This is a genomic window from Dyadobacter sp. BHUBP1 (assembly GCF_050587785.1).
GTDB lineage: Bacteria > Bacteroidota > Bacteroidia > Cytophagales > Spirosomataceae > Dyadobacter.
This window is the reverse complement of sequence record NZ_JBOBIH010000008.1, coordinates 29,424-42,163: the sequence shown is the minus strand read 5'-3', so window position 1 is coordinate 42,163 and position 12,740 is coordinate 29,424. Positions and strand designations below refer to the sequence as shown.

The window sequence follows — 12,740 nt, the reverse complement described above, 5'->3', positions numbered from 1 at the left end:
TTTAAAACTATTTTATTAGTTATAATGAAAAAATAAAAAACCGACACTGGAAATGTGACGGTTCATGCTTGATTATCAGTGCTGGAAAAGGAGGTTGCTAGGCGAATCTTGAACCTTTACTGCGAAGAAACTGGCCCACATTACATAGCGCGCCGGGCATTAACACAACCTCATGATCCCAGCCGAACGTTGTCCAGTTACCGGGCGTGGCGATCATGATTTGTTTTGTTTCAGTAAAAAACCAAATAACTTTCTCTACACCGAATTCGAGGAGCTTCATCGTTTTCAATGCCACATACTTGCTCTCGGTGACGTCTTCCAACTCAGTCCGCGTGTCCACTTCGACGGATATTACGGGAGGAACTCGTGCGTAATTCAGATTGATCTGATCGATTGTCAATACATTATAGTCAAAAACCAGAATGTCAGAAGCCAGATTGTTTCTTTTATCGACGTGGAGACCGGGTTCATTTGTAGCTACGAGATATCTGCTTTCGTCAATCGAACGAAGAAGAACACGTACCAGATAACTGACGATGAATGACTGTAAACTACTGCAACCCATGACACCCTCTTCATTGACATTGCCCGCAAGCACTTCCTGGTAGCCTTTATAGTAATAAGGCTTCCCATCGATAATCTCACGGATGAGCGATGTCGGAATGCTTTTTTCCAATGCACTTTCAGGAATGTCGCAGCCAGGTTTTGGTGAAGCTATCATAGGTTGAATCGTTTAGCTCATAACCCAATATACAAAAAATTTCTGCTGATATTCAAAACGATGTACAACATAACAGGCTCGATGAGCCATCGGGAAAAACAAAGGGCGACGGAATCAAATCCCGTCGCCCTTGCGATATGAATGTCCGCAATGTTTACTCCACCACGCTCAACTTCACCGTATTCGTCTTACGCTGTCTTGAAACCGGCATGCTCAATGTGTTGATGAACACGTCGCCTTTCTGCAATTCGCCTTTTTCAACGAGAAAAGTTTTGATGTCCTCGATGAGGTCGTCGGTTGAAACGCCCTGGTCGCGGTCGTAATAGAAGACCTTCGTACCCCAGTACAATGCCAGCTGGTTCATCAGCATTCTGTTGGATGTGAAGATCAGTAAGTTGGCTTTTGGGCGGTGGTGCGACAGACGGAAAGAAGTGTAGCCCGAACGGGTAATGCCGATGATCGCCGCAGCTTGTGTGTCACGTGCGAGACGGCATGCGCTCATTACCACGTTGTCATTCAGTTTATATGCACCAGGTGCGTCGTTAACGGCTGCGTGATGTCTGAAATAGATGCTATTCGTGCTGGCTTCTACTTTTTCAATGGTGCGGCTCATGCTTTCTACGGCCAGAATCGGGTACTTACCGGAAGCAGTTTCAGCTGAAAGCATTACGGCGTCCGCACCGTCGAGTACTGAGTTCGCCACGTCGTTCAGCTCGGCGCGGGTTGCGCGCGGGCTCTCGATCATGGATTCCAGCATCTGCGTAGCCACGATTACAGGCTTGCCGGCACGGTTACATTTCTCAACGATCATTTTCTGGATCATCGGAACCTCTTCGGCAGGAAGTTCAACCCCGAGGTCACCGCGTGCTACCATGATAGCGTCCGTTGCTTCGATGATCTCGTCGATATTCAGAATAGCCTCAGGTTTCTCGATTTTCGCTACAACGCGGGCTTGTTTGCCTTTGTTGGCGATGTATTCTTTCACTTTTGCGATTTCCTCAGCCGTGCGTACGAACGACAATGCGATCCATTCTACATTGTTTTCCAGCCCGAAGTCCAGGTCCTCGTAGTCTTTTGGCGTTACCGAAGGCATCGAAACCTTTGTATTAGGCAGGTTAACGCCTTTTTTTGATTTCAGGTAGCCTCCATAAATAACCTCGGTAATCACATCCGTACCTTCAATACCTGTTACCAGTACTTCCAGTTTACCATCATCCATCAACACGCGGTCACCGATCTTCACATCATTGTACATTCCGTCGTAAGGCGTGCTCACTTTCTCGGCGGTACCGAGTACTTCAGTGTTGGAAAGGATGAGTTTTTTGCCAGGTTCGATCAGAACACCGTCCTTTTCAGCCACCAGACCAATACGGATTTTAGGCCCTTGCAAGTCTTGCAGAATAGCGAGGTTCAGGCCGTGCTCTTCGTTGATCTCGCGGATGTTGGTAAGTCTTTGCAGGTGGTCGGCGTGGGTGCCGTGGGAGAAGTTGAGCCGGAATACGTTCACTCCTGCTTTGGCCAATGCATATAATGTTTCTTTCGATTCCGAGGCAGGGCCTACGGTTGCAACAATTCTGGTTTTTTTGGAAGACATAAAGTTAATGTGCAGTAAATGATGTTTTTATAAACAATCCACGTCGATCACGACCTGGATGCTTTTTAGCGTCTTGTCAGTCAGAGTGTCAATTACTTTTTCCTGTATAAATGACTTTGCCGCCTTAAAATTAATCTTTTCTCGTTCAAGTTTGATGAGAATATCGAACAAAAACTGATTTCTTACTCTTTCGACCAGCGGCGGCTGCGGCCCCAGAACCCGGCTGGCCCCCAAATGCGCGGTCAATTTTTCGGCCAGCGCTTTCGCGGCCCTCGCGGCGGTACCCTCGTCGATATGCTTTACAGTAACCTTAATGAGCCGTGTAAATGGCGGATAACTGAACCGCTCGCGCTCCGCAATTTCGGTCTCATACATTCCCTGGTAGTCATTATTGATGATCTTTTCGAGCAACGGCTGCGACGGGTTAGCCGTTTGTATCAAAACCTTCCCGGGCTTGTCCGCGCGCCTCCCTGCGCGCCCGCTCACCTGCGTAAGCATCTGGAATGCCCGTTCCGAAGCGCGGAACTCGGGGAAGTGGATAATACGGTCGGCATCAAAAATGCCCACCACGCTCACATTGTCGAAGTCGAGGCCTTTACTGACCATCTGCGTTCCTACCAATATGTCAATGCCTCCCTCTTCAAAATCCGAGATGATTTGCTGATAGGCGTTTTTTGCACGCGTTGTATCGAGGTCCATGCGCTGCACGCGGGCCTCCGGGTACATCACATTGATTTCCTCTTCGATTTTTTCTGTTCCATATCCCATCGTTTTGACTTTGGGCGAGCCGCAATGCGGGCAAGTCCGCGGCACTTCCTCCTTATGACCGCAATAATGGCAGCGCAGCTCGCGCGCCTTCATGTGGTAGGTGAGGCTCACGTCGCAGTTGGCGCATTCCGAAATCCAGTTGCATTCCTCGCATTGCAAATAGGGCGAGTAACCGCGGCGGTTCTGGAAGAGAATGGTCTGCTCCTTATTTTTAAGATTGTATTCCAAATGGCTGAGCAACACGGAAGAAAACTCGTTCTTCATCTGCTTCTGGCGCTTTTCCTTTTTGGTATCGATTAGTTCAAAGCGCGGTAGTGCGGCATTCCCGAACCGTTGTTTCATTTCTACCAGCCCGTACCGACCACTTTGTGCGTGGAAATAGCTTTCCAGTGAAGGTGTCGCCGAGCCGAGCAGCGTTTTACCCTTGTGCATGTACGACATGATCACGGCCACGTCGCGCGCATTGTAACGCGGTGCGGGATCGTGCTGCTTGTAAGAAGTTTCGTGCTCTTCGTCCACGATAATTAAACCGAGGTTATCGAATGGCAGGAAAATGGCAGAGCGCACGCCGACTACAAATTGAAACTTGCCATCCAGAATGCCTTTCCAAACTTCTACCCGCTCATTATCTGAGAATTTGGAATGGTAAATCCCCATTACATCGCCGAAAACTTTCCGGAGCCGGACCACAATCTGCGTCGTCAACGCGATTTCAGGAAGCAGGAACAATACCTGTGACCCGCTTTCAAGAGCCTGTTTGATCAGCTCAATGTAAACTTCGGTTTTGCCGCTGCCGGTAATGCCATGCAGGAGCACCACTTCTTTTTCGAGGAACAGTTCATGTATTTGCCGTGAAGCTTCTTTCTGTGTTTCAGTGAGCGTAATGGTGCCCATATTACCCGTAGGAATATCGTCGAAACGCGAAACGAATATTTCGAACTGTTCGAAAATGCCTTTTTTTATAAGCGTATTCAGGGAAGCATCCGAAATGGTATCGTCCTGGCTGAACACCGATTTATCCAAACCCTTGTAATTCAAATCCGGATTGTTGTAAACCGGAATGAAACTGAGGTATTTTAATAGGATTTCCTGCTGTTTGGGCGTTTTGTCGAGGTCCGCAGCCAGCTTTGAAAGCGCTTCATTGGTCGTATAGGCAGCCGTCAGCCTGATTTTCTTGACGACTTTCGGCTTATAGCGCTCTTTTACTTCTTCATACAAAATCACCGCCCGTTTCCCGACCAGCGATTTGATAATCGAGGTTATATTGGATTTTTGCAAAAGCCTTTCCACTTCTTCGTAGGAAAGCGTCTGGTGCTTTTTGATTTCTTCGATAACAAGAATCTCCTGGTCAGTCAGGAGCTCTTCGTGTTCAAATTCAGGATTTAACTGAATTCTCGACTGGCTGGTAATTTTCAACCCCGCGGGTAACGCCACATTCATCACCTCACCGATATTGCACAAGTAATATTCAGCCACCCAGGCGAAAAGTTCGAGTTGTTGCTGGGTAACGATAGGCTGTTCATCGAGCAATTCCAGGATATACTTTGCCTGGTATTTCACAGGAGGATTGGAATGCAGCTGGGCCACCACGGCCGTAATGACCCTTTTCTGACCAAATTGCACGATTACTCTCGCCCCGACCCTGATCAGTGAGGCCATTTCCCGCGGGACCCGGTATGTAAACAGGTTCGGAATCGGTACCGGAAGGATCAGATCGGCAAATAAGGTGATTTCTTCCTCAAAAAGGGAGGTCATTGGTTCAATGCTTTAATTCGGGCGCAAGTTCGGAATTTGTGGTCAAGCAATCAACGAAACATCAAGCGCGGCGGCGTGCGCCCAGTCGACCATTGCATTGAAAAGCCGTATCTGGCTGAATGATCCGAGGTCGCTTTCATGGATGTCCGCAGTTTCAATAATGCCCTGGTCGAGCAGCAACGCACGTTGGGTGCCGGGCAGGAGCGGGCTCGCGGGCGTGAGCCAGCGATTGCCGTCGAGGAATGCGACATTGCAAAAGTTTGAGTCGGTTACCAGTCCTTTCCTGATGATTAATATTTCGTCTGCGTCCCCGCGTTGCGCATAGAGCGTATTCAGGGTATCGCGGTCATCGTATTTGTACCGGTAGTCGATTTCATCGTGATAAACCCGTCTGATTTTGCGGATTATACGGCGGGAGTAAGGTTCCCACCTAACATTGTCGACCGTTTTATTGTAGGCAATGCGGCATTTGTGCATTGTGTCGTCGATGAGATCGGGAATATGAAGCAATTCCGCTAAATTCCAGTTATCATCGTAACCCCATAATTCCCGGCGGGTTTTGTTCAGGCGTGCTTCGTGGTACGACAGGTTTTTCAATTGCCGGTTTTCGACGCAAATGGTTTCAAAGCACAGCATGCGGGGTGTGGCTAAATGGGAGATAAACTTTGTCAATTACTTCCTGGTACTCACTTTTTGCATTGCTCAATGCCGTTATTCCGCCGCCGCTTTTGAAAACCAGTTGTTGTCCCTGTTCTTCGATAAAACGGATCATTACCGCGCTTTCAAAGTTTTCCCCATCAAAATATCCCATTACGCCGGTGTAATAACCACGGTTATATTCTTCGGCCTCCTGAATGATTGCCAGCGTACGCGGTTTCGGCGCGCCGGTAATGGAGCCGGCAGGTAGCAGCTTTTTCAAAAGATCGCCATATTGGGCATCGAAACCTGCCGGTAATATGCCTGCAATTTCAGAACTAACCTGCAAAAGGGTTTTATCAGAAGCCTGAATGCGATCAATATAGCGATAGCGCTCCACCCACACCTTTTCGGCCACCATACTCAAGTCGTTTCTAATCAAATCCACGATCGTGGCATGCTCGGCAGCTTCCTTGTAATCGGAAAGTATGACTTGCTCCGCATGGGGTACCGAGGCGTCGATAGTGCCTTTCATCGGGAACGAAGCAATGCGATTGCCCTGGATGCGCACGAAAATTTCCGGAGAGAAGCAAACGAACCGGTTTTTGAACAAGAGCCGGTAAGGCGCTTCACTGTGCCGGAATATCTGTTCCAGCGTGAGGTTGGTGTCAACTGGCGTCGGTACTGAAAGATTGACGAGGAACGAGTTGCCGGCATTCAAATGACGCAGTACACAGTCGAATTTGGGCTGGTAATCTTTAAAAGCGAGCGGATGTTTATCGAACTGAATATGCTCGGGAAGATCGTCGCTGAACCCGGTAACGTCGTTGGTAAAACCATTCAAATTGAAGAGGATCTCGTTCGGATCGACGTCATCGAGCTTCCAGGCAAGCGGTTTTTGGAATTGGTAGTCCACCAAAAAAAAGAACGGGGTTTTGTTTTTGCCCCATTCATTCAGTTTCTCCGTAAAGTCCCCGGCCGCGTTTTCCAAGCTAAAAAGTGGTATTATCAGACTTTCTGAACAGTTAGCTAATTTACAAAGTTCAGAAACCAATAGCTAAATTAGAGGGTTAAAAGACTAAGGGCGGCCGCAAGCAAAAGGCCGACAGACCATACAATGCACATTTACGACGCAATCATTATCGGCGGTGGCCCTTGTGGCCTCGCAATGGGTATAGAGCTGGCCAAAAGCGGTCTCGACTACCTGATCCTCGAAAAAGGCAACCTCACCGAATCCATTCGCCGGTATCCGCGACGGATGAAGTTTTTCTCTACCGCCGAAAATATCGAGATAGGCGGCATTCCTTTTGCGATTTCGGACGTAAAGGCAAACCGCAATGAGGCTTTACAGTATTATCGGAAGGTAGCGGGGTATTATCACTTGAACTTCAGGCTTTTTGTGGATGTGGATCGGACTGAAAAGCAGGCAGACGGCACTTTTCTGACTTATTCGAATGATGGTCAGGTATTTCAATCCAAAAATGTGGTCCTGGCGACGGGCTATTTCGATGTGCCGCGTATGTTGAATGTGCCGGGAGAGAACCTGCCGCATGTTTCACATTATTATGATGAGCCGTTTAAATACTCTTACACCAATGTCGTGCTGGTGGGTGGGTCCAATTCCTCGGTGGAGGCTGCTTTGGAGCTGTATCGCCATGACGCGAAAGTGACGATCGTGCATAAGGACGCCGACTTCCGCACAAAAGTGAAGTACTGGCTGGTACCGGATGTGAAGAACAGGGTGAAGGAAGGAAAGATCCACACACGTTTCAATTCGGTGACGCGGGCGATCGAGCCGGGACGTCTTTTGATCGAAAATCTCGAAACGGGCGAACAGGAATGGCTACCGGCCGATTTCGTTTTTCTATTGGTAGGTTATCTGCCCGATGAGCATTTACTCGCGCGTTGCGGCGTGACGCTCGATCCGGTTACTAAGGTGCCGGAGTACGATAAGGAAACATTTGAGACAAATGTGGCAGGGTTGTATTTGTGCGGGACTGTACTCGCAGGAGTATTTACAGAAAAGGTATTTATAGAAAACGGCCGCGAGCATGCGGCAGCTATCGCTGATCATTTGGCTGGCCGCGAAGTCCGGAAAGTAAAGGAGTTGATTGACCGGATTTGATGCTACAAAGGCACGGCTGCGGCCGACCGTGAATGAACACGAATTAAACTGCAAGAGAAGAAGCTACTGCTCCACCAGCACCAGCTTCTTCTTTTTCTTTTTGGAGGAGATCTTCTCGATTTTACCAATTAAACCATTGGCTCCAACTCCGTAGCCCACATTTCCAGCGAAACTTAGTGCATGAAAACCCTCTGTGCCGAGCGAAATCCAGCTTTTCCCTCGGTCCAGGGAGACGCTGTTGCCGGAAGGGCCGGAGGCCACCAGTGCATAGTTGTCCGAGCGGATTTGCGTGTCGCCGTTCCAGGTCGCGTTGGTTTTGTGGTAAATGGCTACTGATTCTTTCAGGCCGGTGGGTTTGGTCATGCCTGATAGTGTCCATGTAACGCCACCGTCCGCCGTGAGAAGTACGTTTTGCGTAGAGTCGGTGGTCTTTTTATAATCTCCGCCTACGGCTATTCCATTTTTTTTAGACCAAAATCTCAATCCGAAAATGCCGCTTGTCGGTCCGGCGGGTAGTGGCGTGGAGGATACTTGCCAGCTCTGGCCGTAATCTTCTGTTCTGAAGACCCGCGCCATTTTGCTGCCGCCGGTGCCTATGAAGGCCACGCCTTTGCCGTTGGTAAGGATGGATGTACCGCTCGCCGCAAAGCATGCTTCGCCGGCCTCGGCTACCGGGCGTTTGTCGAGCGGGAGTTCCTGCCAGTTGTTACCGCCGTCTTCAGTTGTGAGAATGAACAGTCTGCCCTGAGTCGGGTCGCCGAGGCAAATGCCTTTATTTTTATCCCAAAAGTCGATTCCATCCAGAAAAACCCCATTCTGTGTAGTTTGGTACACAAGCTTCCAGCTTTCTCCGCCATCCTCTGTTTTGTAGATTTTCGCTTTGTCTTTTTCCGATTCACCGGCGCTCATTGCGATCGCGACCTGCTTATCGAATGCGTGGATGTCGCGGAAGTCGAGCGAGTCGGCGCCGGAAACTTTGTAGGTTGTCCAGGTATGCCCGCCGTTGGTAGTCTTCAAAACAGTGCCCCGTGTGCCGCCAATCCAGCAGACGGTAGGCGATACCGCGTGTACTGCACGCATATGGATCTTCGTTTTGATATCGATGACCTCCCATTGCGCCGTGCTCTCACCCGCCGTAATCAGTAATAGGGACGAAAGCAGGAATGTGAAAATGCCGTTTGTGGAAAATCGGCGCGCTGACTTGCGAAGTGGCACAGTATTTTGTTATTTTCAGTTCTAATGTTTTATCAACACAAAATAGGGAATTCGTATGAACAAGAACCAAAAATTTTTGATTGGCTCGATCGGAGCACTGTTGACAGGCATCGCGATTGGCCTTTTGGTAGCTCCTAAAAACGGAAAAGAAACCCGCAAATTGATCAAGAATAAGGCAAATGACCTGGGCGGAAACGCGAAGGATAAATATGAGAAAAGCCTTGAAGAACTGTCTCACCTGGCCGACAGACTTAAAGACGGGTTCCTGAAAAACGTAAGCAGCGCGAAAGAAAAAGCAAATGGTGTGGCCGACAGCGTAAGTGAAAAAGCGCGCGGTGTAGTCAACAACAATGCTTAGTAACTCCGATATTCACGACATTGAAAGGGTTGTTTCCGATAATGAAGCGACCCTTTTTATTGCCCTTAATTAAGGTATTTTGGCTATTATTTCGCTGACTACCTGGTTGATATCCTGAGCAAAGCTCTTCGTCTTTTCAGGAATAATGCCGCTCGCTCCTCCTTGCCATACCATCCGGTTATTCGCAGCGTCCACCAGGTCGATCACCATGGTACCTTCACGGTATTTGCCGGTTACGACTTCTTCGCTCTTCCAGGAATAGCGTCGTTGGCCCATGTAGCGCGGCAGGCCGTCGGTGCGGAAATCTGTTTGCCGGGTTTGCAATTGCTCTTGCACATTCAATGCAATATTGATTTTCAGGCTGGGGTCACGGGCCTCGTCGAGTCCGCGGGCTTGCAGGTTTTTGGCAATGGCTTCCTTGATAATGTTCACGTTTTTTTCAAAGTTTTGGGAAACCGTATCGCCTTTGGCTTCGATATCATAGAAGCCGTAAGTAGGGAAGTCAGAGAGCTTGAAGGAGTCTTCTTTTTTTACTTTCAGTAATTTATAGGATGGACTGCACGCGGTAATCAGCAAAAAAAGGCACAAGAAGGCCAGGGTATTTTTCATGACAGCGAATATTTAGGTTGATTATCCGATTACGCTTCCCAATTCCCTGGCGGCTGCCATGCTAATGCCTTTGTAGAAGCGGTACTCATTCATAATAGTATCTTGTTCTTCGCTCGTTTGCGCCTCCGCCATATTTTGAATACATGTCTTCATTTTTTCTTCAACAAAGGCCTTTTTTAGCCGTAAAATGTTGTTGAATGCAGTTTTATCGAGAACGTCGGTCTCAAAAGGTACATAAATCTCATATTTTTCTTTCCATAGCTCGCTAAGATGATGCTTCTGAGTCACCCAGTCGATAGTGAGACTTCTGATCTCTACTTCGTGATGTTGCAAGAAGTAATCAGTAGCTAGAACTTGGTTTCTATTAAAGTGCTCCCTGAAAAGTGTAAGTATATGGCTATAAATTGGATCCTTGAAGTTAACATCCTTGATCTGATCCAATACATATCCGCAGACAGTAATGCCCGGTTCTAGTTCTTGGGTACCGTGGACAACTAGCAACTTTACGAAGGCTTCCTCCTGGTAATGCAGCTTCGTCCGTTGGAATGTTTCGGGCACAGTTTCTTCCGGTACAAACGGACTGGCATCCGGCTCGCCCGTAAACGGCCCGAAACCGTCACTGAACAATGCATCCAGGTCGTCTGGCCCGTCCGGAATAGACCGTTCCGGAGGTGCAAACCCCGGACTGGCAAGCCCTGAACCTGTATTGCTTTGCCGGGGTTGCCGTTCGGTTGATTTGGCAGTCTGCTGCTTCCGCATCAGCTTATTGCCTTCGGTGATCAGCATTTGCTCGTCCACCCGCATCATTTCCGATGTGCGGTGGAAAAACACCTGCCTTTTTATCGCATCGGGGATTTTGACGATGCTGTTGACGACTTCCTGGATCACCGCTGCCAGCCGGAAAGGATCGTTGCCTGCGTCCTGCAACAGAATTTCCGTTTTAAAAGTGATGAAGTCCTTCGAGGCTTTTTTCAAATGCGCTTTGAATGCCTCGGCGCCAACTCTGCGGACGTAGCTGTCGGGATCCTCATTGTCAGGAAAAAGGACGACATTTACATTCAAACCTTCCTCCAAAACCAGGTCCAGACCACGCAGAGCCGCTTTGATACCCGCCATATCGCCATCATACAAAATGGTGATGTTGGGCGTAAAACGACCGATCAGCCGGATTTGCTCGACAGTGAGCGAAGTTCCGGATGAAGCGACGACGTTCTCGATCCCCGCCTGGTGCAGGGAGATAACATCCGTGTATCCCTCGACCAGATAACAATGTTCCAGGCTGCGGATGGCGTTCTTAGCCTGGTAAATGCCGTAAAGGACTTCGCTTTTGTGGTAAACTTCCGTTTCGGGCGAGTTGAGGTATTTCGGCTGATTTTTATCAGTCTTTAATATCCTTGCGCCGAATGCGATCGTCTTACCCGCGATGTTATGGATCGGGAAAATAACCCTGCCGCGGAAGCGGTCGTAACCGGCCGTTTGGCTGCCTTCCTTATGGATTAAGAGGCCCGCTTTTTCAAGAATTTCGGCCGAGTAACCCTTTTCTAATGCTTCTTTGGAGAAAGAATCCCAGTTATCAAGACTGTAACCCAGCTCGAATTTCTTACGGATTTCATTCGTAAAACCGCGCTCCCGGAAATAGCTCAGGCCGATCGCCTGGCCTTCCTCGCTGTTGTGGAGCTGGTGCTGGTAATAGTTTTTGGCATAATTGAGGATGATGTACAAACTCTCCCGCACATTCTGCCGGATAGTTTCTTCGTCGGTCAGTTCCTCTTCTTCAATTTCGATATTGTACTTACCGGCCAGGTATCGCAATGCTTCGCCATAGCCGATACCGTCGATGTCCATCACGAATTTAATGGAATCGCCAGCAGCCCCACAGCCAAAACACTTATAGATCTGCCTTACAGGGTTGACGTTAAAGGATGGCGTTTTCTCATTGTGAAACGGGCAGCAAGCCGAATAGTTGGCGCCCTTTTTTTTTAAGGACACAAAATCCCCTACCACTTCCACAATATCCGCGGCGTGCTTGATCCTCTCTACCGTTTCGGGGTTAATGCGCATAATTTTATAAATGGTCAGTTCACGCGATCGCGCAGCTTCACCGGATTTTTCTTCTTATCCAGCCTCATATTGAGCAATTCTACGAAGAACGAGAATGCCATCGCGAAATAGGCGTAGCCTTTCGGAATTTCGTAATGAAATGCTTCTGCCACGAGCAGCGTGCCAATCATCAACAAAAATGACAGCGCTAAAATTTTAATGGAAGGGTGATTATTTACAAAATCTCCGATTTTGGCTGCAAAAGCAATCATAATGAACGTGGATGCAATCACGGCAATGATCATAATCGGAACCTCTTTCACCAGACCGACGGCCGTCAACACGGAGTCGAACGAGAAGATAATGTTCAGCAATGCGATCTGAACGAGGGCGCTGCCAAACGACATCGATTTTTTATCCGAAATATCGCCCGATGGCAGGTCTTCCGGCTCACCTTCGAGTTTGTGGTGAATTTCCTTGGTGGTGCTGTAAAGCAGGAAAAGCCCGCCGCCGAGCAGGATCAGGTCACGTCCGCTAAAACCATGGCCAAACAGGGTTAGAACGTCCTCTTTGAGCCCGATGACCCACGAAATGGCAAATAAAAGCGCGATCCGCAGCACCAGTGCGATGAGCAAACCATTGTTTTGTGCTTTTTTTCTTTGATTGACAGGCAGTTTACCCGAAACGATTGTGATGAAAATTACGTTGTCTATCCCAAGGACGACTTCCAGCAACGTCAAGGTTAGTAAACTGATGAGTGCGTCGGTGGTAAAAAGTGATTCCATGAATGAGTCGGTGAGTGTTAATTGTACGAAAGTAATCAGGCAGAGTAGTTTGAGCAATAATTACGCCAATTTTCCGTAATTTTGAGGTACAAGGCATTCAGTGAGAAAATTTTTAAGGAAATGTCCATTATTTT

Annotated in this window: 11 protein-coding genes; 2 read left to right on the top strand and 9 right to left on the bottom strand. The window is 48.4% G+C overall.

Annotation, left to right across the window (positions count from 1 at the left end):
• Positions 1-97: 97 nt before the first annotated feature.
• From ACQ4MZ_RS25330 to ACQ4MZ_RS25310, 5 genes are all read right to left on the bottom strand, one after another.
• Complete coding sequence (locus ACQ4MZ_RS25330) at positions 98-721, bottom strand: Uma2 family endonuclease (RefSeq protein ID WP_430849843.1); 624 nt, start codon at positions 719-721, stop codon at positions 98-100.
• A 154-nt stretch (positions 722-875) separates the two neighbouring features.
• Positions 876-2,315, bottom strand: a complete 1,440-nt coding sequence (gene pyk, locus ACQ4MZ_RS25325) for a pyruvate kinase (RefSeq protein ID WP_430849841.1) — start codon at positions 2,313-2,315, stop codon at positions 876-878.
• Between the two features lie 27 nt (positions 2,316-2,342).
• Positions 2,343-4,838 carry a replication restart helicase PriA gene (gene priA, locus ACQ4MZ_RS25320; protein WP_430849839.1) on the bottom strand — a complete coding sequence of 832 codons (2,496 nt, stop codon included), beginning with the start codon at positions 4,836-4,838 and terminating at the stop codon, positions 2,343-2,345.
• Between the two features lie 42 nt (positions 4,839-4,880).
• Complete coding sequence (locus ACQ4MZ_RS25315) at positions 4,881-5,474, bottom strand: aminotransferase class IV family protein (RefSeq protein ID WP_430849837.1); 594 nt, start codon at positions 5,472-5,474, stop codon at positions 4,881-4,883.
• Entirely contained in the window at positions 5,461-6,465 is a 1,005-nt protein-coding gene (locus tag ACQ4MZ_RS25310) for an aminodeoxychorismate synthase component I (RefSeq protein WP_430849835.1), read from the bottom strand. Before ACQ4MZ_RS25310 ends, ACQ4MZ_RS25315 begins: the two co-directional genes overlap by 14 nt.
• A 126-nt stretch (positions 6,466-6,591) precedes the next feature.
• On the opposite strand from ACQ4MZ_RS25310, the gene ACQ4MZ_RS25305 reads away from it, so the two are divergent.
• On the top strand, positions 6,592-7,599 hold the full coding sequence (locus ACQ4MZ_RS25305) for a YpdA family putative bacillithiol disulfide reductase (RefSeq protein ID WP_430849833.1): 1,008 nt from the start codon (positions 6,592-6,594) through the stop codon (positions 7,597-7,599).
• Positions 7,600-7,662: 63 nt separating this feature from the next.
• Here ACQ4MZ_RS25305 and ACQ4MZ_RS25300 read toward each other — a convergent pair whose 3' ends face one another.
• Positions 7,663-8,814, bottom strand: a complete 1,152-nt coding sequence (locus ACQ4MZ_RS25300) for a WD40/YVTN/BNR-like repeat-containing protein (RefSeq protein WP_430849831.1) — start codon at positions 8,812-8,814, stop codon at positions 7,663-7,665.
• Positions 8,815-8,869: 55 nt separating this feature from the next.
• Here ACQ4MZ_RS25300 and ACQ4MZ_RS25295 point away from each other — a divergent pair, with 55 nt between their 5' ends.
• On the top strand, positions 8,870-9,172 hold the full coding sequence (locus ACQ4MZ_RS25295; protein WP_430849829.1) for a YtxH domain-containing protein: 303 nt from the start codon (positions 8,870-8,872) through the stop codon (positions 9,170-9,172).
• 69 nt (positions 9,173-9,241) lie between these two features.
• Here ACQ4MZ_RS25295 and ACQ4MZ_RS25290 read toward each other — a convergent pair whose 3' ends face one another.
• The 3 genes from ACQ4MZ_RS25290 to ACQ4MZ_RS25280 are packed head-to-tail and all read right to left on the bottom strand — an operon-like array spanning position 9,242 to position 12,606.
• Entirely contained in the window at positions 9,242-9,781 is a 540-nt protein-coding gene (locus ACQ4MZ_RS25290) for a DUF4136 domain-containing protein (RefSeq protein ID WP_430849827.1), read from the bottom strand.
• 21 nt (positions 9,782-9,802) lie between these two features.
• Positions 9,803-11,842: a DNA primase gene (gene dnaG / locus ACQ4MZ_RS25285; protein ID WP_430849825.1), complete on the bottom strand. Its 2,040-nt coding sequence runs from the start codon at positions 11,840-11,842 to the stop codon at positions 9,803-9,805.
• A 14-nt stretch (positions 11,843-11,856) separates the two neighbouring features.
• Complete coding sequence (locus ACQ4MZ_RS25280) at positions 11,857-12,606, bottom strand: TerC family protein (protein ID WP_430849823.1); 750 nt, start codon at positions 12,604-12,606, stop codon at positions 11,857-11,859.
• Between the last annotated feature and the right edge of the window lie 134 nt (positions 12,607-12,740).